13 protein-coding genes are annotated in these 21,023 nt (G+C 64.1%); 4 read left to right on the top strand and 9 right to left on the bottom strand.

The genetic code is table 11. From position 1 onward, the window contains the following. Nucleotides 1–168: 168 nt before the first annotated feature. The 3 genes from R2N11_RS19580 (at nucleotide 169) to uvrA (ending at nucleotide 8,109) form a co-directional block, all read left to right on the top strand. Nucleotides 169–1,056, top strand: a complete 888-nt coding sequence (locus R2N11_RS19580) for a mechanosensitive ion channel family protein (RefSeq protein ID WP_316682080.1) — start codon at nucleotides 169–171, stop codon at nucleotides 1,054–1,056. A gap of 114 nt (nucleotides 1,057–1,170) precedes the next feature. Further along, a complete protein-coding gene (locus R2N11_RS19575) occupies nucleotides 1,171–2,055 on the top strand; it encodes a class II glutamine amidotransferase (RefSeq protein ID WP_199030580.1) in 885 nt (294 codons plus the stop codon). Between the two features lie 216 nt (nucleotides 2,056–2,271). Then, nucleotides 2,272–8,109, top strand: coding sequence for an excinuclease ABC subunit UvrA (gene uvrA / locus R2N11_RS19570; RefSeq protein WP_316682079.1), 5,838 nt, complete (start codon nucleotides 2,272–2,274; stop codon nucleotides 8,107–8,109). Between the two features lie 36 nt (nucleotides 8,110–8,145). Here uvrA and R2N11_RS19565 read toward each other — a convergent pair whose 3' ends face one another. From R2N11_RS19565 to R2N11_RS19525, 9 genes are all read right to left on the bottom strand, one after another. Next, complete coding sequence (locus R2N11_RS19565) at nucleotides 8,146–9,702, bottom strand: TolC family protein (RefSeq protein WP_316682078.1); 1,557 nt, start codon at nucleotides 9,700–9,702, stop codon at nucleotides 8,146–8,148. Further along, nucleotides 9,689–11,677: an FUSC family protein gene (locus R2N11_RS19560; protein WP_316682076.1), complete on the bottom strand. Its 1,989-nt coding sequence runs from the start codon at nucleotides 11,675–11,677 to the stop codon at nucleotides 9,689–9,691. Before R2N11_RS19560 ends, R2N11_RS19565 begins: the two co-directional genes overlap by 14 nt. Beyond that, nucleotides 11,658–12,707, bottom strand: a complete 1,050-nt coding sequence (gene mdtN / locus R2N11_RS19555; RefSeq protein ID WP_316682075.1) for a multidrug transporter subunit MdtN — start codon at nucleotides 12,705–12,707, stop codon at nucleotides 11,658–11,660. The genes R2N11_RS19560 and mdtN overlap by 20 nt, the downstream gene beginning before the upstream one ends. Next, a complete protein-coding gene (locus tag R2N11_RS19550) occupies nucleotides 12,704–13,006 on the bottom strand; it encodes a YtcA family lipoprotein (RefSeq protein ID WP_316682074.1) in 303 nt (100 codons plus the stop codon). The genes mdtN and R2N11_RS19550 overlap by 4 nt, the downstream gene beginning before the upstream one ends. Nucleotides 13,007–13,144: 138 nt before the next feature. Then, complete coding sequence (eutC, locus tag R2N11_RS19545) at nucleotides 13,145–13,936, bottom strand: ethanolamine ammonia-lyase subunit EutC (RefSeq protein WP_316682073.1); 792 nt, start codon at nucleotides 13,934–13,936, stop codon at nucleotides 13,145–13,147. A gap of 21 nt (nucleotides 13,937–13,957) precedes the next feature. Beyond that, nucleotides 13,958–15,340, bottom strand: coding sequence for an ethanolamine ammonia-lyase subunit EutB (locus tag R2N11_RS19540; protein ID WP_316682072.1), 1,383 nt, complete (start codon nucleotides 15,338–15,340; stop codon nucleotides 13,958–13,960). Between the two features lie 11 nt (nucleotides 15,341–15,351). Next, entirely contained in the window at nucleotides 15,352–16,485 is a 1,134-nt protein-coding gene (locus tag R2N11_RS19535; protein ID WP_233176925.1) for a branched-chain amino acid ABC transporter substrate-binding protein, read from the bottom strand. 118 nt (nucleotides 16,486–16,603) lie between these two features. Beyond that, the gene (locus tag R2N11_RS19530) at nucleotides 16,604–17,836 is read right to left on the bottom strand and encodes an NAD(P)/FAD-dependent oxidoreductase (RefSeq protein ID WP_316682071.1); all 1,233 of its coding nucleotides are present in this window, start codon (nucleotides 17,834–17,836) and stop codon (nucleotides 16,604–16,606) included. Next, nucleotides 17,833–19,194 (bottom strand): amino acid permease, encoded by a 1,362-nt coding sequence (locus tag R2N11_RS19525; protein WP_430715459.1) that lies wholly within the window; start codon nucleotides 19,192–19,194, stop codon nucleotides 17,833–17,835. The genes R2N11_RS19530 and R2N11_RS19525 overlap by 4 nt, the downstream gene beginning before the upstream one ends. Nucleotides 19,195–19,540: 346 nt before the next feature. Between R2N11_RS19525 and R2N11_RS19520 the strand changes: the two genes are divergently transcribed. Beyond that, nucleotides 19,541–20,980, top strand: a complete 1,440-nt coding sequence (locus R2N11_RS19520) for an aminotransferase-like domain-containing protein (RefSeq protein ID WP_199030571.1) — start codon at nucleotides 19,541–19,543, stop codon at nucleotides 20,978–20,980. Nucleotides 20,981–21,023 lie beyond the last annotated feature (43 nt).

Raw genomic sequence — 21,023 nt, 5'->3', positions numbered from 1 at the left:
TTACCGATCACCCCCAAGAAGAACCGAACCCCGCACAAAGTGCACGCCCGTGCCGACATTTGAATGTGGCTGGGAGGGCGACACTTCAACCTCGGCTGGACAAAATTAGCGGGAACCAAGCACCAAAGTCTGGTTCCCACCACAAGGTCACGTCACACGCATTGAACGATGGAAAACCTTCACGCTTACCTTGACCCCATCCTCTGGGGAACCTTCAGTCATTTCGCGATCAGCCTGTGTACCGCGCTGCTGATTCTCTTCGGTGGCTGGTGGCTGTCAAAACTCATCGGCCGTTGGTTGAGCCGGATGATGAGCCGCCAAGCCAAGCTTGACGCCACGCTCACGCCAATCCTCTGTGACATCAGCGTCTGGGGTATCCGCATCCTTGCTGTCGTCGGGGCGCTGTCCCGGCTAGGTATTGAAACGGCAAGCATCATTGCTGTGCTGGGCGCAGCGGGTCTGGCCATTGGTTTGGCTTTGCAAGGCACGCTCCAGAACATTGCCGCGGGCATCATGCTGCTTGCGCTGCGTCCGTTTCGGGTGGATGACTACATCGAAGGCGGTGGTGGCCAGGTGGCCGGTACTGTGGAGGAAGTCGGCCTGTTCATGACGCGACTGGCCAAACCAGACGGCATTTGCGAGTACGTGCCAAACAGCGCGCTCTGGAGCAACTCGGTGCGCAATTACACGCGCAACCCGACTCGCCGGCTGGACCTGGAAACCGAGGTGTCGCTGCACGATGACATTACCGGCGCGATCGAGGCGCTCAAGGCGCTGGCCAGCAGCGAGCCGCTGGTGTTGCCGGATCCCGCCCCGATGGCAATGGTCATGCGCTTTGACGACAGCGTGGCGGTGCTGAACCTGCGGGTCTGGGCCAAGACCGAGCATTTCTGGGAAATGCGCTGGAAGCTGGCACAGCAAGTTCGTACGACGCTCAAGGACGCGCGCTGCACCCTGCCCGTCCGCATGCGCGAGCTACATATCGTGCATGACGCAACACAAGACGCCGGGAATACGCCCACCCGGCACGGCGGCGAGGCATTGGCGCAGCGATAAACCGCTGCGTTGCGGGAGTGCCCAGGGTGTGCGAGCGCGCAACACTTTTTCTGTGCATTCCCGACCGCATTGCCTAGACTCACTTTCCAAATACCCACCCTACGGTAACGCATCATGTGTCGCTGGCTGGCCTACTCTGGCAACCCTATTCAGATGGAGACGGTGCTGTTTCGACCGACCCATTCGCTGATCGACCAGAGCCTGCGGTCGCGTCTGGGGCATACCACTACCAATGGGGATGGCTTCGGCATTGGGTGGTATGGAAACCACTCCGAGGTGCCGTTTCGGTATCGGTGCCTGCACCCAGCCTGGAACGACACAAACCTGCGCGAAGCTGCTCGTGCTATCCGGTCGCCGTTGTTCGTGGCGCATGTTCGCGCCGCCACGGACACTCCCACGCAGGAAACCAACTGCCACCCGTTCCGATATGGTCGCTGGCTGTTTGCCCACAACGGGCTGATTCGCGAATACCCGACGCTGCGGCGTGACCTGATGATGGAGGTCGCGCCCGAGCTGTTTCGCTGGATCGAGGGGTCGACGGACTCCGAAGTCATGTTCTTCCTCGCGCTCACGTTTGGTCTGCAGCGAGAGCCACGCGGCGCGCTGGAACAGATGGTGGGACTGATTGAGCACGTTGGGCACCGGCATGGCGTGGAGCACCCAGTGAACATGACTGTCTGCGTGACCGACGGTGAGCAGATCATCGCGGCGCGCTACTCCAGCGAGCGGGATTCGCGATCCCTCTTCCACAGCACGTCGTTCCGGCATCTGCACGAGCTTTACCCGGACAACTCCCGGATTACAGATGCGGGCGATGATGCGGTACTTGTGCTGTCCGAACCTTTGATCGACTTGGCCGACGCCTGGGAGGAAATCCAGGAAGAGACGCTTGTCTTCGTCAAGGGTGGCGTTGTGGAGCACCACCGGTTCACCCCCCGACTGCCCGTATCGGAAGTGTCGGGCAAGCAACAATCCTCCTACGGGCTTGCCGCCGGCTGATCAGACGCCGCCGGCCTGCAATCTCTCCCTCCCCACTGAAACCTCCTGACAAAACGTTGTCAGGAGCCTTGCGTTACCCTCGCGCTCGCGACTCGTAACGTAAGTGAACCGATTCTTAAGAATCCGCTACAGTTTACGGCCCGAATTCTGATTGCCGACCGGCGCCAATCTGGCGAGCTGTGCCGGCACTCCTCACGTTTTCCAAGGAACACCCTCATGTCTTCCGGTGTCATTCGCCTGCGCGGAGCCCGTCAGCACAACCTCAAGAACCTCGATCTGGACCTGCGCACGGGCGAGATGACCGTGGTGACCGGCCCGTCCGGGTCAGGCAAGTCGAGTCTGGTGTTCGACACCCTCTATGCCGAGGGCCAGCGCCGCTACGTCGAGACGTTCAGCGCCTACGCCCGCCAGTTCCTGGACCGCATGGACCGCCCGCAGGTCGACCATGTGGAAGGCGTGCCGCCGGCCATCGCCATCGACCAGACCAATCCGGTGCGCAGCTCGCGCTCCACGGTCGGCACGATGACGGAGCTGAACGATCACCTCAAGCTGCTGTTTGCGCGCGCGGCCCAGTTGTTCGATCGCGATACCGCCCTGCCGGTGCGCCATGACACGCCAGAGACCATCTACAACGAACTGCTGGCACGCACGCGCGAGGCAGATCCGCGCCTGGTGGTGACCTTTCCGGTGGAACTGCCGGCCAATACGAGCGCGGAAGAAGTCGCGCAGTGGCTGTCTGTCAGCGGCTATACGCGTGTGCAGGCTGAACGCGTAAGCGGCGAGCGCAAGTTGCTCGACGTGGTGGCAGACCGTTTCCGCCTGCAGGGCACCGAACGTGCCCGCGCGCTGGAGGCCATTGAGTCGTCGCTCAAGCGCGGTGGCGGGCGCGTCAGCGTGTATGTGCTGCCCGCCGATGAGGCTGCGGAGCCCGAAATCTGGCGCTTTTCCACCGGCCTGCACTGCCCCGAGAGCGACCTGCGCTACGCTGACCCGCAACCCGCGCTGTTCTCGTTCAACTCGGCTTATGGCGCGTGCGATACGTGCCGTGGCTTTGGCCGCGTGATCGGCGTCGATCTGGGTCTGGTGATTCCGGACGAGCGCAAGACACTGCGTGAAGGCGCCATCAAGCCGATGCAGACTCCGGCCTGGAAGGAGTGCCAGGACGATCTGATGCGTTACTCGGCCGCCGCCGATATCCCGCGCGACACGCCGTGGGCGGAACTGACCGAAGCGCAACGCAACTGGGTTATCAACGGCGATCCGACGTTCAAGCGCGGTGGCTGGAACAAGCAGTGGTACGGCGTGCGCCGCTTCTTCGACTATCTGGAGTCGAAGGCGTACAAGATGCACATTCGCGTGCTGCTCTCCAAGTACCGTAGCTATACAACGTGCGAGACCTGCGGCGGCGCGCGCCTGAAAACCGAATCCATGCAATGGCGCCTCGGCAGCAAGGAAAACGCCGACGCCGTGCTGGCGCCTGAACACCGCTTCATGCCGCACGGCGTCGCGTGGAGCCGCGCCCAGCTTGAAGCCCTGCCCGGCCTGACGGTGCACGATGTGATGTTGCTGCCGATCGCGCGCATCCGCCGTTTCTTCGATGAACTGACGCTGCCCTCCGTGCTGCTCGATGATGCGCTCAAGCTGCTGCTGGATGAGGTGCGCACGCGCCTGGCCTATCTGTGCGACGTGGGGATCGGCTACCTGACGCTGGATCGTCAGAGCCGAACGCTTTCCGGCGGCGAGGTACAGCGGATCAACCTGACCACCGCGCTCGGCACGTCGCTCGTCAACACGCTATTCGTGCTTGACGAGCCGAGTATCGGTCTGCACCCGCGCGATCTGGATCGCATTGTTGAAGCCATGAAACGGCTGCGTGATGCAGGCAACACGCTGGTGGTGGTGGAGCACGATCCGTCCGTGATGCTGGCCGCCGATCGCCTGATCGACATGGGCCCCGGCCCTGGCGAGCGCGGCGGCACCATCGTCTTCGACGGCACACCGGCGGCGATCCGCAAGGCGGACACGCTTACCGGCGCTTACCTGTCCGGCCAGCGCCGCGTGGCCAATGCTACCGATTGGCAGGCACGACCCATCAATGGTGCGCCGCGTCTCGTGCTGGAAGGCGCGAGCCAGCACAACCTGCAAGACGTGACGATCGAAGTGCCGTTGCAACGCTTGGTGTGCGTGACGGGCGTATCCGGCTCCGGCAAGTCGACGCTGATTCAGGACGTGCTCCACCCTGCCCTGGCGCGGCATTTCGGCAAGGCAACGGAATCGCCTGGCGCGTTTCGCGCACTGCGCGGCGCCGATCAGATCAGCGATGTGGTCTTTGTTGACCAATCGCCCATCGGCAAGACCGCGCGCTCGAATCCGGCCAGCTACGTGGGTGCGTTTGATGAGATCCGCAAGCTGTTTGCCAAGGTGCCAATGGCACTGCAGCGCGGCTACACGGCCGGCACATTCAGCTTCAACTCCGGCGACGGACGTTGCCCGACCTGCGGTGGCTCAGGCTTCGAGCACGTCGAGATGCAGTTCCTCAGCGACATCTACCTGCGCTGCCCGGATTGCGACGGCACGCGCTATCGCGCGGAAATCCTCGAGGTGAAGCTTGAGCGCGGCGCGCACAAGCTGTCAGTGGCCGATGTGCTGGAGCTGACGGTGAGTGAAGCTGCCAGCGTATTTGCCAACGACGCCGATGTGCTGCGCGTGCTGCAGCCCATTGTCGACGTGGGGCTGGAATACGTAAAACTGGGCCAGCCGGTGCCGACGCTGTCCGGCGGTGAAGCCCAGCGCCTGAAACTGGCCGGTTTCCTGGCCGAAGCGGCTCAGGCTGCCCAGGCGGCAGCCCGCAAGCGCGTCAAGCAGGATGTGCCTGCCAACGCCGGCCGCCTGTTCATGTTCGACGAGCCGACCACTGGCCTGCACTTTGACGACATCGCCAAGTTGATGCGCGCGTTCGGCAAGCTGCTCGATGCCGGGCATTCGCTGATCGTGATCGAGCACAACCTGGACGTGATCCGCGCCGCCGATTGGATCATTGACCTCGGCCCCGAGGGCGGTGACGCGGGCGGCTTGCTGGTATGTGCGGGCACGACCGAGCAGGTGAAGGCCTGCGCCGCATCGCATACGGGTGCCGCGCTCAAGCTGTACGAGGCAAACATCGGACAGCCCCAAGCGGCGGACGATGGCTTGCCGCTGCAGAGCGCACTGGCTGCACGCCGCGCACAGCGCGCCGCCGTGGTGGAAGTCCAGGGTGAGAACGTGGTCCGCATCGTCAATGCACACGAGCACAACCTGAAGGCGATGAACGTCGACATCCCGCACGGCAAGTTCAACGTCGTCACGGGGGTGTCCGGTTCGGGCAAATCGACGCTGGCGTTCGACATCCTGTTCCACGAAGGGCAGCGTCGCTATCTCGAATCGCTCAACGCCTATGCGCGTTCGATCGTGCAACCGGCGGGCCGGCCGGAGGTGGATGCGGTGTATGGCATTCCGCCCACGGTGGCGATCGAGCAGCGCCTGTCGCGCGGCGGCCGCAAGAGCACGGTGGCCACGACCTCCGAGGTCTGGCACTTCCTGCGCTTGCTGTATGTGAAGCTGGGGGTACAGCACTGTATCCACGACGGCACGCCCGTGTCGGCGCAGAGCCCCGAGGCCATCTTTGCCCAGCTCATGCGCGACCACCGTGGCGAGCATATTGGGCTGCTCGCCCCGCTGGTGGTGAACCGCAAGGGTGTGTACACCGATCTCGCTAAATGGGCCAAGGCGCGCGGCTATACGCACCTGCGTGTTGATGGCGAATTCCTGACCGTTGATCCGTGGCCCCGCCTGGACCGCTTCCGCGAACACACGCTGGAGCTGCCGGTGGGCGACATCGTTGTCTCCCCGGAAAACGAAGCCGCGCTGCGCACGTTGATGGAGCAGGCGCTGGAGTACGGCAAGGGCATCATGCACGTGCTTGCGCCGCTCGATGGCTTGCAGAACGCCATGAGCAATGGCGGCACGGCACACGTGGGCAACGTAAAGGTGTTTTCCACCAAGCGTGCGTGCTCGACCTGCGGCACCAGCTACCCTGAGCTGGACCCGCGCATGTTCTCTTACAACAGCAAGCACGGATGGTGCCCGAGCTGCGTTGGCACCGGCCTGGCGCTCACGCGTGAGCAGCGTGCCGCATTTGACGACACGATACTCGGCGGCGATGACCGTGGCCGCGAGCAGACGCTGCCTTCGGAAGAAGTGGACCCGGATGGCATGACCGACCTGCCCTGCCCCGACTGCCACGGCACGCGCCTGAACCCGACGGCACGCGCGGTGACGTTCTCCGACAAGCCCATCGTTGACATTGCGCAATGGACCGTGAGCCAGACGCGCCGCTGGATCGAAGGGCTGGACCTCGCGGGCCGCGAAGCTGACATCGCGCGTGACGTGGTGGCCGAGATCCACAGCCGTCTGTCGTTCCTGGAAGAAGTCGGCCTGGGTTATCTGAGCCTGGACCGCGCCGCGCCCAGCCTGTCCGGCGGCGAGGCGCAGCGCATCCGGCTGGCAGCGCAGCTCGGCAGCAATCTGCAGGGCGTGTGCTACGTGCTGGACGAGCCGACCATCGGTCTGCATCCGCGTGACAACCAGATCCTGCTGGATGCCCTGCGCAAGCTGGGCGACAAGGGCAACACGCTGGTCGTGGTGGAACACGATGAAGACACCATCCGCCGCGCCGACCACATCATCGACATCGGCCCCGGTGCCGGTAAGCGTGGCGGCACGCTGGTGGCGCAAGGCGGGGTGCAGGATCTGGCGTCGCAGCCGGATTCGTTGACCGGCCGCTTCCTGGCCCAGCCGATTGAGCACCCGCTGCAGCCGCGCCGTGAAGTGACGGCGCCGCGCGCAGGCACGCAGGCCGTGCCCGAGCAATGGCTGACGGTGCACGGTGCCAAGCTGCACAACCTGCGCAATGTCACAGCCACGATGCCGCTGTCACGCCTGGTGGCGATTACGGGCGTATCCGGTTCGGGCAAATCGACACTGGCGCGCGACGTGCTCATGACCAACCTGCTGGATGCGGTGGGCCGTTCCGTGCTGTCTTCGCCTGCCACTCGGCGTGCGCGCAAGGCGGCGCAGGCTGAGGTGCCAGATGCCAAGGCACCGCGCAAGCTTGACGTCAAACACGACTGGCATGGCTGCGACGGCGTGACTGGCTGGGAAGCCATCGACCGCGTGCTGGAAGTCGACCAGACCCCGATCGGCAAGACCCCGCGCTCGTGCCCGGCCACCTACATCGGTGTGTGGGACACCATCCGCAAGCTCTTTGCCGACACGCTGGAAGCCCGTGCACGCGGCTATACCGCCTCACGCTTCTCGTTCAACACCGGCGATGGCCGCTGCCCTGCCTGCGAGGGCCAGGGCGTGCGCACCATCGCCATGAGCTTCCTGCCCGATGTGAAGGTGGCGTGCGACGTGTGCCACGGCCAGCGCTTCAACGCAGAAACGCTGGCCGTCACCTGGCGCGGCAAGAACATCGGCGATGTGCTGACCATGGAGATCGACGAGGCGGTGGAATTTTTCAGTGCGATGAACAGCATCGCCCACCCACTGCAGTTGATGAAGGACGTCGGCCTGGGTTACCTGACGCTCGGCCAGCCGTCGCCCACGCTGTCGGGCGGCGAGGCGCAGCGCATCAAGCTGGTCACCGAGCTGTCCAAGGTGCGCGACGACGTTACCCGTCGTGGCCAGAAGGCGCCGCACACACTGTACGTGCTGGACGAGCCCACCGTGGGCCTGCACATGGCCGACGTAGCCAAGCTGATCCGCGTGCTGCATCGCCTGGCGGATGGCGGCCATAGCGTGATCGTGATCGAGCACGACCTCGACGTGATTGCCGAGGCTGACTGGATTCTGGATCTTGGTCCCGAGGGCGGCGATGAAGGTGGCACCATCGTTGCCGCATGCGGGCCGGAGGCACTGGCGCAGGTCAAGGCCAGCCATACCGGGGCCGCGCTTGTGCCGGTGTTGGCGCGCGGGAAGCGGGTCGATCAGCGCAAGACGGGCGAGACGGTGTAACGCATGCGCATGACGGTCTCCGTGCAATGGAGGCCGTCAGCGCGGCGCCGTGTCCTGCGTTGCGCCGATCGCGCCGGTGGCGAGTGCCAGTGTAGCCGCGGCGGTACGCGCACCGCTGTAGCTGTCGACGTAGGTGTTCTTGGCCAGCAGCAACTGGTTCTGCGCCAGCAGTACGTCCGTGATCGCCCCAACGCCGTGGCGATACGCAGCCAGTGCGGCGTCGTACGTCGTCTGGGCCGCCGCCACCAGTGCCTGTGCGGCTTCATGCGAGGCGAGGCTGGTCTGCAGCGTGTTTTGTCCGGCAACGATCTGGCGCACGGCCTCCTGCGTCGTGCGCACGCGCTTGGCCGAGGTGCTTTCGGCATCGTTGCGCGCCTGTGCCAGCACGGCTGAACGCAAACCGCCGTCATACAGCGGAATGGTCACGCCCACGAACGCACCAACGCCATAGCGACTGCCATTGAGGTTGACCGTCGGTGCCTGCTGGCCAACCGGCGGGATGGCCGTGACAGCTGCGCGTCCAGCGTTGTACGACGTGGAAGCCGAGACAAACACCTTGGGCATGAACTCCGATTCCGCCGCCCGAATGCGCGACTGGCTCGCCTTTTCCGCCGCGTAGGCGCTCAGCACATCGGGGCGCCGGGCGATGGCATCCGCGACGATCTGGTCGACCGGCGTGCGCAACGCCGGGTTGAGCGTGCGGATTGGCAAGTCAGCAATCTTCGGCTTGGACAGTGGCGAGATGCCCACCGCAGAAAGCAACGCCAGATACCGGTCGCTCTCTGCCCCCTGCGCCTGCACTTGTGCCAGGTTGGCCTGCGCACGGTTCTGCGTGGCCTGCGCGACTTCGACCACCGTGCCGATTCCCTGCTTGTAGCGTGCCTTGGCGGCCACCAGAATCGCCTCGGCGTTGTTCAGCCCTTGCGCGGCCGTTGCGGCACGGGCGCGCGCCGCTTCATAGGCGTAGAACGCGACAGTCACGTCATAGATGACCTGCTGGTGCACCGCCGTGAAACCGATGTTGGCGGCAACTGAGAGTTGCTCGGCCGCATCCAGGCGCGCTGCGCGGCCACCAAAGTCGAACAATAGCCATTGCAGTGACAGCACCGACACCGTTCCATGCACCGTGGTATCGGTGCCAGCCGTGCCAAGCAGCGTCGACGATGAACCATGCCCTGTCTGATACCCGGCCATGGCCGTGGCGGAGAGATACGGCAGATAGGCGCTCTTTGCCATGCCTGCCACCAGCGCTGCATTGCGGGCATCGTTCCACGCAACGCGTGTCAACGGATTGTTCGATTCGGCAACGTCGATCAGCTCGGGCAGCGCATAGGCGTGCGTGGCGTCGAACGTGGCCGCCGGCGGGATCACAGCCGCCGCAGTATTGGCCGGCAATGTGTAGCCGCCCTTGACCTCGTTTGAGGGCGTGGGCAGTGCTGGCGCACCGGGGACGATCTCGCCGGTGTCTGTCGTACGCGGCTGCCATGGGCGGTCGGGGCGCTCGGGCGCCATGTCCAGTGCAGACGTCGCACACCCGGCTGTCACGGTAATGGCCAGGCTGAGGAAAACGGCCAACAGATCAGGCTGGCGCATGCGTCAGCAACTCCTTCGATACGGCATCAGGGGTCTCCCGCGCGATACTCGCCAGGCGCTCGTCAGCCAGCGCCAACAGCGCATCGCGCGTGGTATCGGGTGTGGTGATGGCTCCAGTGTCGATCGCAAACTCGCTGATACCGGCACGCTCAGCCACGCTGCGCAATCGTGCTTGCGAGGGCGCATCACCGGGGATGCGCTCGGCGATCAGGAACAACGGACCTTCGAGTGCGTCAAGCTCGACCAGCGCACGGCGGCGCTGTGCAATCCATTCCGGTGCGGGGCGCACCCAGGCGGGTTCGTAGCGGAGCAGCGCAACATTCGCTTCCAGCGCTCCGTGCTGTGACATGGCCTGCGCCGCCAGCGTCCGCCTTTGCCCGGCGCGTGCTGTACGCAGGACGGTCTCCCACTGGCGCAGCAGTGCCGCCAACGCTGCATCTGCCTGGCCGGCAATGCTCACCGGCCAGACCCGCGTGAACATGAGGTACACCACCACATTGCCCAGCAGGATGCCGATGATGCGGTCCCGCGCGATGGTCAGGTCGAACGCGGGCGCCGCACCCTGCAGTACACACAGCAGAAACGCGAAGGCAATTTGGAAACCCGCATACGCAATCCGCGGCGATCCCTGTGCCACCCATGCCGCCAGCCACATGCCCACAAACATCAGCACCATCAGTTCGTTAATGGACGTCATGGCCGGCAGCACCCAGACGATGGTCGCGATGCCCAGCGCCGCCCCGACCAGACAGCCGGTGATGCGCAGCGTCAGCTTCTCAACCGTCTCCGCAGCGCTGCTCAGCGATACCACGTAGCACGTGATGAAGCAGGTGTGGATGCCCGACCAGTCCAACTGCATGTACAGCAGGTAGCAGAACATCGCCGCGGCGGTGGTCTTCAGGGCATAGCGCAGGTGGGCTGGGTTGGTGCGTGCGTCTGGCAGTAAGAAGCCTCCACGTGCTTTTGGTGTTGCCGGTTCTGCGGCGGGCTCGCTGTCCACAACGGCAAAGCGGACGATGGCGGATTGCAGCTCCGTTACCACGGCGTTCGCCAGCGGCGGCAGCGTAACGCCAGCAGGCAGGGCCAGTTCGATGTCGACCGGATAGCCGCCCTGCTCAAGCATGTCCGCCATGGCCAGCAGTGTTTCGGCGACCGGTGCGGCAACCGATACAGGCAGGCGTGCCTGCGGTTCGCGCGCCGCCATATCCACCGCCATCAGGATGGCCGTGGTAGACGCCACCGCCTGATGCAGCGCCGCCAGGTCGGCCGCCGAGGTCGATCCCTCCACCTTCGACAGGCGCAACCACGTGGCAATCTGCTGGCTGCCTTCTCGCAGGCACGCAGTCAGCGCAGTACGGTCAGCGCCCGGTGCGCCCAGATGTTCGGCGGCCAGGCGCAAGCGCCGGGCCAGCGCCTGGCAAGCCAGCTTGCGTGGCGAGGGCCCCATCAGCAGGTTCACAACGATGACCACCCCAACCGGAATCGCCACCATCAGCCACGCATAGAGCAACGCCCGTGTCGCCAGTTCACCCACCGGCACGATCCCGAGTTCGTCCAGCGCATACCCGACAATCATTGCCAGGATGGCCCCGACCGGGCGGAGCTTGCTGGCCGAGGTCAAAAACAGCAAGCCCACCGACAGCACGACCATCCACACCACGCGCCACATCGGGTCATCGATACAAAACATGGCGATGACGATGATCAGCCCGAGCACCACCGTCACCAGCAGCAACATGGCGATCGAAAGCACGATGCTCGTCACTCGGTCGGGGCGGATCATGAAGAACACCACGTAGGCCGAGATGGCGGCAAAGGGCGTGCCGTACATGCTCGTAACCAGCGTCGTCAGCGCGCAGATCAGGGCGATGCGGGTGGTGGCCTCCAGCCTGCCGGGCGTGGACGCCAACAGCCGCAGCACCTCGCCGGGGCGAGGCCACGGCCCGCGTGCGATGTCACCGGCAGGCAGCGCCATGCTTGATCTCGACGATCGCGCTGGCGCCGACCCGCACCAGACTGTCAGCCGGCGCCTCCAGGCGGATGCGCACCGGGAAGCGCTGCGCCACCCGCACCCAGTTCACCGACGGCTGAACGATGGGCAACGTGCGCGGCAGGTTCACCCGATCCGCACCGGAGATGCCGGCGCCAATGCCGTCCACCTTGCCGTGGATGGCCTGGCCACGGTCGATCATGGAATACACCGTGGCGCAGTCGCCCACCTGGATGGCGGAAAGCGTTGTCTCACGGAAGTTGGCAACGGCAAACCACTCGCCCGAGTGGATGAGCGTGAAGATTGACTGGTTGGGGGCAACGGTCTCGCCTGCCAGCACGGACAGGCCGGTGACCCAGCCATCGTGCGGTGCGCGCACCACGGTATCTTCCAGCGCGTGCTGGGCACGGGCCAGCGCAGCCTCGCGGGCATGCAGCATGGCGATGGCATCCGCCTCGTCACCAATGGTTTGCGCGCTGGCGCGCTTCTGCTCGTTGGCCTGCTGCAGCGAAATGGCGGCGTCACGCTGTGCCACCTGCGCCTGGTCCAGTTGCTGGGTGGGCACGTATCCCTGGGCGGCCAGTGGGGCCAGCCGGTTGACGGTGCGTGAGGCCAGCTCGTAGTTGTAGGCGGCGCGGCTGCTCTGGTCAGACGCGATACTGGCTTTGGAGCGCTCGCCAATCAGCGATCGGCGCCGCGTGTCGAGCGAGGCCTGGGCCAGTTCCACGTCGGCCTGCGCCTGCGCGACGGTCAAGCGATACGGCACGGGATCGATTTCGAACAGCACGTCGCCCTTCTTGACGTGCTGGTTCTCGGTAACAGCCAGCTTGACGATACGACCACCCACCGGCGTGGCAACGTGCACAACATCGGCGTCGATGGTGGCGTCGTCGGTGGAGGGATAGCGCGAGGTGTGGATGTAGGCGTAAACCGCCACTGCCACGCCGATCAGGATGATGACCAGCGCGATCAGGTAGCCGCGCAGCGCGGGTTTGTGCAGGCCGGCCATTTTCATAGGAGGTGCCCCGAGCCGGACAGCCAGACGATGACGGCAATCATGACCCCGATCGCCACGCAGACTGAGAGCTGGAATGGTATCCAGCTTGCCCACCCGGTCATGACGAGCACCCGATGCGCAATCAGCGCACCCGCAGCGCCAATTACCCCGCTCAGCAGCCAGAGAGGAAAGTACGCACCAAAGATTGGATACGAAGGCGCACCATGCGCGGTGCAACCTTGAAGCGCCAACCCCAAGCCCGCCAGGGCAGGAGCCAGCAGGACGCGCGTCGTAATGGGCAGGTTTCGGCGTGGCATCGATGTCTCGGCGCCGCCCGCCAGCAAGGTGCTGACTGGCTCGACGAAGGATCAGGGCCAAGTCACTTTATCAGCACACCTTGCTCTTGACCAGTTGTAACAAACCGGCCGCTGCCTTCGGGCACGGGGCGATTCGCCCTATGTATTCAGTTGCGCGGCAGTTGGTGCGGCAATGGCGTTGGTGACGGGGGTGTCGTCCTTCAGATCGATGCCGCTTCGGCCAAGCGCCAGCGCGCCTTTGAGCAGAAAGACGAGTTTGTCCGCCGCTTGGTCATAGCCAAGCCCTGCCGGACGAACGTTCGAGATGCAGTTGCGCTCGGCATCCGTGCGGCCAAGACGCGGCGCATGCGTGAGGTAGATGCCCAGGCTGTCGGGCGAACTCAAGCCCGGCCGCTCGCCGATGAGCATGACCACCTGGCGCGCGCCCAGCAGTTCGCCAATTTCATCGCCCAACGCCACGCGGGATTGCTCCGCGATGACGACGGGGCCAATCGACCAGTCCGCCGGCAAGCGCTCGCGCACACTGCGCAGGAGCTGCACGCCGTGGCTCTGCGCTGCGAGTGCGGACAGACCGTCGGCAATCACGAAGACGGTATCGAACGGGTTGGCTGGTCGTGCCGCAGCAAGGCTTGCGCGGCTGGCGTCGCTCAGCCGTCGGCCAAGATCCGGCCGGCACAGATACTGGGCCCGGTCTGCGGCTGCGCTATGCACAGCCAGGCTGGCGAAGCCCGCTTGCGCAAGCAAGGCTGCCACGGCTGAACCGTCGAGCGGCTGGTGCACGGCATCGCGCGCTTGTGCGTGCGCCAGGCCGAAGGCGAGCACCGCGTCCGTGGTCTGGCTGTTGCCGACCCGGCCCAGTGCGATGCGCGCGTCGGTAAACGCCCGCAAGTGCGCCCAGGGATTGGATTGAACGAGATTGTGCGTCGGCATATCCGGGGGCTCGTGTGGCATTTACAGCGTGTGTGCCAACTGCAGCAACGGCTGGCGTGCAGTGGCGTCTTGCAGGCGGCCGGCCATATCGACAATGCCCATGCTTTGCAGCCAGGCCTCAAACTCCGGCGCCGGCCGCAAACCCAGCGTATCGCGCAGGTAAAGCGCGTCATGAAACGACGTGCTCTGGTAGTTCAGCATGATGTCGTCGGCGCCCGGCACCCCCATGATGAAATGAATGCCAGCCACGCCAAACAGCGTCAGCAGTGTGTCCATGTCGTCCTGGTCGGCTTCTGCATGGTTGGTATAGCAGACATCGCAGCCCATCGGCAGGCCCATCAGCTTGCCGCAAAAGTGGTCTTCCAGCCCGGCACGGATGATTTGCTTGCCGTCGTACAGGTACTCGGGCCCGATGAAGCCAACCACCGTATTGACCAACAGCGGCGAGAACGGCCGCGCAACCGCGTACGCACGTGCCTCCATGGTCTGCTGGTCGACGCCGTGGTGTGCGTTGGCCGACAGTGCGCTGCCCTGCCCGGTTTCGAAGTACATCACGTTGTTGCCGACGGTTCCACGCGCCAGGCTCTGCGCGGCGTCGTGCGCCTCCGCCAGCAGCGCCAGGCTGATGCCAAACCCCGCGTTGGCCTGTTCACTGCCCGCGATGGATTGGAACACCAGATCCACCGGTGCACTCTGCGCGATGGCTCGCACCGTATTGGTAACGTGGGTCAGCACGCAGGATTGCGTGGGGATGGCGTAACGCCCACGCAGCTCATCGATCAGTTGCAGCAACGAGACAATGGCACCCAGGTTATCGGTGGCCGGGTTGATACCGATGGTCGCATCGCCGCAGCCATAGAGCAGGCCATCGATGATGGACGCGGCAATGCCCTTTGGATCGTCCGTGGGGTGATTGGGTTGCAGCCGGACCGACAACCGGCCGGGCAAGCCGATGGTATTGCGAAAGCGCGTGACCACACGGCACTTGCGGGCGACGGCAATCAGATCCTGATTGCGCATCAGCTTGCTGACCGCCGCGGCCATCTCCGGCGTGACACCGGGCGCTACGTTTGCCAGGGCCGCACTGTCGGTCTCGTGCAGGAGCAGCCAGTTGCGGAATTCCCCAACCGTGAGTGACGCGATGGGTTTGAAGGCCTGTGCGTCGTGGCTGTCCAGAATCAAACGCGTGACCTCGTCGTCCTCATAAGGCACGAGCGCTTCATTGAGGAAAACCGACAGCGGCACGTCGGCTAGCGCCATGCGCGCGGCCATGCGTTCGGCCTCGCTGGTGGCGGCCAGGCCGGCAAGGTAATCACCCGAGCGCGCCGGGCTGGCCTTGGCCAGCAGCGTCTTCAGATCGTTGAACACATGGCGCTGTGTGCCGACTGCATGGGCAAAGTGCATGATGGGATACGTTAGCTACCGTTGGCGCCGATGGTCTTCACGCTGATCCAGCGGCTTTGCTTCACCTCGAATAGCGTGTAAGGCGGCTTGATCAGATCGCCATACGGATCGAAGACGATCTTGCCCGTCACACCGTTGATGTTGACCTTGGCCAGGCTCGCGGTAATGCGTTGACGATCCAGCGAATTGGCATCATGAACTGCCTTGAGCATCGCCAGCGCCGCGTCGTAGGCGAATGGTGCATACAACTCGACGTCTTGATTAAAGCGCGCCTTGTAACGCTTGGCAAAGTCCTGTGCCGCCGGCAACTGGTCAAGTGCCGGGCCGGGCTCCAGATCTTGCGTACCCTCCCCGTCGGGGCCGGCAATCTGCAGGAACGTATTGCTCTTGAGCGCGCCGGCGCCAAAGAGCAGCGTCTTCAGGCCAAGTTGGCGCATCTGTTTGACCAGCATCGCCCCCTGTGCGTCCAGACCACCGAAGAACAGCACATCGACATCCTTGCTCTTCATGCGTGTGAGGATGGCGCGAAAATCCACCGCCTTGTCGTTGGTGTACTCGCGCGCAACGATGTTGCCCTTGGCCTCTTTCACGCCCTTTTCAAAGGCATCGGACAAGCCCTGCCCAAAAGCGGTGCGGTCGTCGATGATGCCAATGCGGCGAGCCTTGAGCTGCTCGACTGCGTAATGTCCACCCACCACACCGCCGATACCGTCATGCCCCATGGTGCGGAACACGTTCTTGAAGCCCTGCCTGGTGAGTTCTGGGTTGGTTGACCCCGGGGTGATCATCGCCAGGCCGGCTTTCTGGTAGACCCCGGAAGCCGGGATGCTGCAACCGGAGTTGTAGTGCCCGATCACGCCCACCACGCCTTCGTCGTCCAGCTTCTGTGCGACTTGAACAGCGATACGTGGGTCGGACTGGTCGTCTTCGGCCACCAGCACGAACTTGACCGGTTTGCCGCCAATGGTTGGATGCCTGGCGTTCTCTTCATCAAGCGCGAGTTGCGCACCGTACTGCAGATCCTTGCCGACCCGCGCGGCGGGCCCGGTGAGCGGCCCCGCAAAGCCAATCTTGACAACATCAGGGTCGGCCGCCCGGACAGCCGGTACAAGACACATCTGGGCGGTCAGGGCACAAGCCAGCATGGTCAACCGGACTAACATCAAATTGCGGTGATTCATGGTGAGCACCTCTTCGTGGTTGCCGCTCTTGCCTGGAAAACCAACCTGATGCGCGGCGGATCATGGTCGTTCATGTTCAATGTCAAAAGCGCGTCGGCCGATATGGCGTCAGCTCAAGCGCTGACGGTCTTCCCGCAATCAGATCGGCGACGATACGCCCGCTGATGCCAGCCAGCGTCAGGCCCAAATGCTGGTGACCGAACGCATAGACCACATGCTTGCTGGCACGGGCATGGCCGAGCACAGGCAGGCCGTCGGGCAGCGTGGGGCGGAAACCCAGCCAACTGCTGTCTGGCTGCTGGAGATTGGGCAGCGCGCACCGGGAAGCCACGGTCAGCAGATTCAGCAGTGCGCGGTTGTGCTCTGGGCTGAAGCCACCAAGCTCAACCGTACCTGCCACACGGATGCCGTCCTGCATTGGCGTCATATAGAAGCCCCGCTCTGCCCAGCCCACCGGTCGGGAAATCAAATCCGCCGCACCGGAATAACGGATGTGATAGCCGCGCTCGGTATCGAGCGGCACCGCGTTGCCGCATTGCTTTGCAAACGTCGCGGATCGCGCACCCGCGGCCACTACGACGTGATCGAACTCGCGTACACCCTCGCCTTCCAGGTGCAGCGTGGCGCCGGCGGAGTTCGGGCTGATGGCCCTGACCGTCTGGCGCTCCAGCGTCAGCCCTTGTGGGGCAAGGTGCTCAAACAGTGCTTGCAGAAAGCCGCTTGGATTGGAGAAGTGCCAGCTTCCCGAGAACAGCACACCGCGCTCGAAGATTGGCGCGAGATTGGGCTCCAATTGGCGGATACCTGCGGTATCGAGCACGTCGAACGGCACACCCAGCGCGCGTCGCAGCGCCAGCGATGGCTCGGCTGCCTGGAACGAAGCCGCGCTCGAGTACAGATACAAGCACTCACGCGGCCGCACGAACTGCGCCAGCGCGGGCGCCGCGAGCAGCGGTTCATAACCGGCCTGTGCCTGCCCGAGCAGCGCCGCCAGGGCACGAACACTGTGCTCATAGCGCTGTGGCAGCGAGTTGCGCAGAAAGCGCGCCAGCCACGGTGCCAGCATTGGCAGATACCCCCAGCGCAGCCGCAACGGGCTATCGCTTGACAGCAGAAAGCGCGGCAGCGAACCAAACACCGAGGGGTTGTTGACCGGAATACAAGCGTATGGCGCAAACGTGCCGGCATTTCCGTATGAGGCGCCTTGCGCAACGCCGGTCGGGTCGAACAACGTCACGCGATGTCCGTCACGCATCAACCAGGCCGCGCTTGCCATGCCGATGAAGCCGGCGCCGATCACTGCCACGCGCTTCATTGCTGTACGCCTCCGAGCGCTGGCGAGGGGCGTGCCAAACGGTAGCCGGTGGCACAGTCCACCGCGGATGCACGCCGCCGCGCCAGCAACTGATAGGCAATCAGTGCGACCGCTAAGCTGGCAAGGCTCGCCATCAGCTGGGGCCGCAGCACCGGGTCTGCCCCCATCGCCACGAGTACGCCGACAATGGCCGCCACGACGGCATACGACAACCACGGGAACAGCCACATGCGCAGCGTCAAGCGGCCGGGGTCGGTGGCTTCCACTCGGCGCCGCAACACGATCTGCGACACGGCAATCGCCAGGTAGACAAACAGCATGATGGCGCCGGAAGCGTTCACCAGCGTCAGGAATACGCCCTGCGGCGAGGCGATGGCCGCAATGACGGCGGCATACCCCACCACACTGCTCAACAGGACGCCCAGGCGCGGCACCTTGTTTGCCGACAGTTTCATCAGTGCGCGAGGTGCGTCACCGCGTTCAGCCAGCCGGAACAGAATCCGCGACGATACATAGAGCCCCGAATTGAGTGCGGACAGCACGGCCACCAGCACTACCGCATTCATGATGTCCGCGGCGCCCGGCACATGCATGGTCTGCAGTGCCAGCACGAATGGAGACTCGCCCACCTTGATGCTGGCCCACGGCAGAACGCACGCAATGACGACCAGCGAGCCGACATAGAACGTGATCACTCGCAGGATCACCGTTCGTGTCATGGCGGCCACGCTCTTGCCAGGGTCATCGGATTCGGCTGCGGCTATGGTGGCGATTTCCGCGCCGCCCACGGCAAAGATTACGGTGGGAACGCCCGCGATGATCGCCATCGCGCCAAATGGCAGGAAACCCCGATCACCGGTCAGGTGTGCGGCGATTTGGTGCCCGGACGAATCGCCGAACAAATAGCCAACACCCACGCCAATGAACACGATGATGGCCGCCACCTTGATCGAGGCAAACCAATATTCAAACTCACCGTACGACTTGACCGACATCAGGTTCACGGCTGTCAGCGCGGTCAGCAAGGCCAGCCCGATCACCCACACCGGCAACGGAATCCATCGTTGCAGGATGGCGCCACCGGCCACTGCCTCCACGGCCACGACGATCACCCAGAAGTACCAATAGAGCCAACCGTTGGTGAACCCGGCCCAGTTGCCGAGGCCAAGCCGCGTGTATTCGGTAAACGAGCCAATGCCCGGATGGGCCAACGCCATTTCGCCAAGCATGCGCATGACGAATAGCACCACAATGCCGGCCAGCAGGTAGCTGAGAAAAGCGCCCGGCCCCATGGCGCTGATAGTGGCACTGCTGCCGACAAACAGGCCGGCGCCAATGATGCCGCCCAACGAAATCATGGTCACGTGACGTTGGCGCAGGGCTTTGCCGAGGTTCTGGTGCGAGGGGGTGGCGCGGCCCTGAGGCAGGGGGGATGCAAGGGGTGGTCTGGGCACAACTGTCTCCTTCTTGATCGACTTGCCGGTGGGCCGGCGTGCGAATAATGTTCACACAAAAAATATTTGTCATCAATCATATTGAGTTTGTGTGGACGTAGGTATTTTCACTGAGGAGACGATTGTGCGGCCCCTGCCACTGCACAACATGTGGCTGGGCAGACCGCGATGGCTTATCATCGCTTCCACGCCCGCGCTTATGGGCGCAGCATGGACTGCCGCGGCAGGTTTGTACGGAGATTTGAGACGCATGGAAACCGGCATTAGCCACACAAACGATCCACTAGACATCCAGACAAAAGGACCGTCGGGACGAAGTGCGCCCTATCTCGAAGTGTCACGAGGCTTGGAAGAGAAAATCCGTAGCGGTTTCTACCCGACTGGCAGCCGTCTGCCGCCGCAGCGTGATCTGGCCAATGAGCTTGGTATCAACGTGTCGACGGTGTCGCGCGCATATAAGGAGTTGCAGGCGCGCGGGCTGATCGTGGCCAGCAAGCGCCGCGGCTCGATTGTGACCGGCGGCGCCATGCCTAAGGTGGCCGCAGGTCTCGCGCCTCTTCTTCCTGGCGCGGCGCAGGACACCTCTGTCGGGCCCATCGACCTGACTGTCAATCGCCCCGCCACGGGTGAATTCGTTGCCCGACTGGCGCAGGCCATGGGCACCATCACGCGTGACTCACGCTTTGCGCAGACGCAGGAGTATCAGCCACCGCAAGGCCCGGACTGGGCACGCGCAGCCGGTGCGCAATGGATGGCGACCACTGGTTTTACGCCCTCGGTTGACAATATCGTGGTGACCAGTGGTGCGCAGCATGGCCTTTACGCTGTGCTCAGCAGTCTGATGGGCCACGACGGCGTGATCCTGTCGGATCAGCTCACCTACTACGGGCTCAAGGCGCTGGCGCCCGTGTTCCAGTTTGAAATCATCGGCATTCCCAGCGATGAGGAAGGACTGCTGCCCGGGCCGCTCGAAGAGGCTTGCCAGCGCTCGCGCGTCAAGGCGATCTTCACGGTCCCGAACCTGCAGAACCCCACCGTCGTCACGATGAGTCTGGCGCGACGCCTCGCGTTGGTTGAAATCGCACGGCGCCATCACGTGCCGATCATCGAAGACGATGTTTACGGCCCGTTGTTGCGCTCGCGCCTGCCGACCATCGCCAGCCTGTGCCCTGAACTCACGTTCCATGTCACCTCCACTTCGAAGGTGCTGGCGCCGGGTCTGCGAGTGGGTTACGTGCTGACGCCGCCAAACGGCGCCGCGTTGGCCGCCGAGGCCGTGCGCACCACGGCCTGGATGCCGGCACCGCTTTCCATGCTGATCGCCACGCGCTGGATTGAGGACGGTACTGCGCAGGCGATTCTGGACGCACAGCGCACCGAGTTGGCGGTGCGGCAGCAACTGGCGCAGGAACTGCTGCCCAAAGACCTGCTCAATAGCGATCCCGCCTGCATGTTTGTGTGGTTGCGGGTGCCTGAGCCTTGGCGCTCCGACGATTTTGCTGCCAATGCGCAGGCGCGCGGGGTCAACACCATGCCCGCGTCGGCTTTTGCCGTGGATCGAGCCACGACGGAGCACGGCGTGCGTATCAATCTGGCGTGCGCGGCCTCCCGTGAGCAACTGGTCAGGGCACTGAAAGTTCTTGCGCAAACGCTGCGAGATCGGCCCCGGGCCTTGTTTGGAACAATCTGACCTCGCTCCGGCCGGCGCTCCTTCTGATTTCTTTCGGTTTCCT

It is taken from the genome of Ralstonia flaminis (assembly GCF_958415495.1).
GTDB classification, from domain to species: Bacteria; Pseudomonadota; Gammaproteobacteria; order Burkholderiales; family Burkholderiaceae; genus Ralstonia; species Ralstonia flaminis.
The sequence above is the reverse complement of the archived record's forward strand: the minus strand, read 5'-3'. Positions and strand labels throughout refer to the sequence as shown.

What these genes read in the sequence shown, in the direction of transcription:
- R2N11_RS19580 (WP_316682080.1), top strand. Translation starts at nt 169, where the DNA reads ATGGAAAACCTTCACGCTTACCTTGACCCCATCCTCTGGGGAACCTTC.
- R2N11_RS19575 (WP_199030580.1), top strand. Translation starts at nt 1,171, where the DNA reads ATGTGTCGCTGGCTGGCCTACTCTGGCAACCCTATTCAGATGGAGACG.
- uvrA (WP_316682079.1), top strand. Translation starts at nt 2,272, where the DNA reads ATGTCTTCCGGTGTCATTCGCCTGCGCGGAGCCCGTCAGCACAACCTC.
- R2N11_RS19565 (WP_316682078.1), bottom strand. Translation starts at nt 9,702, where the DNA reads ATGCGCCAGCCTGATCTGTTGGCCGTTTTCCTCAGCCTGGCCATTACC.
- R2N11_RS19560 (WP_316682076.1), bottom strand. Translation starts at nt 11,677, where the DNA reads ATGGCGCTGCCTGCCGGTGACATCGCACGCGGGCCGTGGCCTCGCCCC.
- mdtN (WP_316682075.1), bottom strand. Translation starts at nt 12,707, where the DNA reads ATGAAAATGGCCGGCCTGCACAAACCCGCGCTGCGCGGCTACCTGATC.
- R2N11_RS19550 (WP_316682074.1), bottom strand. Translation starts at nt 13,006, where the DNA reads ATGCCACGCCGAAACCTGCCCATTACGACGCGCGTCCTGCTGGCTCCT.
- eutC (WP_316682073.1), bottom strand. Translation starts at nt 13,936, where the DNA reads ATGCCGACGCACAATCTCGTTCAATCCAATCCCTGGGCGCACTTGCGG.
- R2N11_RS19540 (WP_316682072.1), bottom strand. Translation starts at nt 15,340, where the DNA reads ATGCACTTTGCCCATGCAGTCGGCACACAGCGCCATGTGTTCAACGAT.
- R2N11_RS19535 (WP_233176925.1), bottom strand. Translation starts at nt 16,485, where the DNA reads ATGCTGGCTTGTGCCCTGACCGCCCAGATGTGTCTTGTACCGGCTGTC.
- R2N11_RS19530 (WP_316682071.1), bottom strand. Translation starts at nt 17,836, where the DNA reads ATGAAGCGCGTGGCAGTGATCGGCGCCGGCTTCATCGGCATGGCAAGC.
- R2N11_RS19525 (WP_430715459.1), bottom strand. Translation starts at nt 19,194, where the DNA reads ATGATTTCGTTGGGCGGCATCATTGGCGCCGGCCTGTTTGTCGGCAGC.
- R2N11_RS19520 (WP_199030571.1), top strand. Translation starts at nt 19,541, where the DNA reads ATGGAAACCGGCATTAGCCACACAAACGATCCACTAGACATCCAGACA.